Source organism: Streptococcus sp. 79 (assembly GCF_013277425.1).
Classification (GTDB): Bacteria; Bacillota; Bacilli; order Lactobacillales; family Streptococcaceae; genus Streptococcus; species Streptococcus pseudopneumoniae.
Map to the genome: position 1 here is coordinate 1 of NZ_VMMW01000129.1, position 523 is coordinate 523.

At 44.4% G+C, this 523-nt stretch carries 1 tRNA gene and 1 rRNA gene; both read left to right on the top strand.

The annotated features are described in order from the left end of the window. The first annotated feature begins 26 nt into the window (after window positions 1-26). Window positions 27-98: transfer RNA gene (locus HT729_RS11500), tRNA-Glu, on the top strand. A gap of 242 nt (window positions 99-340) precedes the next feature. Beyond that, window positions 341-523 (top strand): 16S ribosomal RNA (locus HT729_RS11505); the annotation flags it as partial.

Sequence of the window (523 nt, forward strand, 5' to 3'; positions counted from 1 at the left end):
TAGCAAGAGTTGAAAATAACCACTCTGGTCCGTTGGTCAAGGGGTTAAGACACCGCCTTTTCACGGCGGTAACACGGGTTCGAATCCCGTACGGACTATGGTATGTTGCAGTTGGAACACTTGATGAAAAAAAGATTAAAAAAGTTTCAAAAAAGTGTTGACAAGCGAAAGCAGCTGTGATATACTAATATAGTTGTCGCTTGAGGGAAGCGAGTGACAAAGACCTTTGAAAACTGAACAAGACGAACCAATGTGCAGGGCACTACAACCAAGGTTGTAGTACTGAACAATGAAAAAACAATAAATCTGTCAGTGACAGAAATGAGTGAGAACTCAAACTTTTAATGAGAGTTTGATCCTGGCTCAGGACGAACGCTGGCGGCGTGCCTAATACATGCAAGTAGAACGCTGAAGGAGGAGCTTGCTTCTCTGGATGAGTTGCGAACGGGTGAGTAACGCGTAGGTAACCTGCCTGGTAGCGGGGGATAACTATTGGAAACGATAGCTAATACCGCATAAGAGT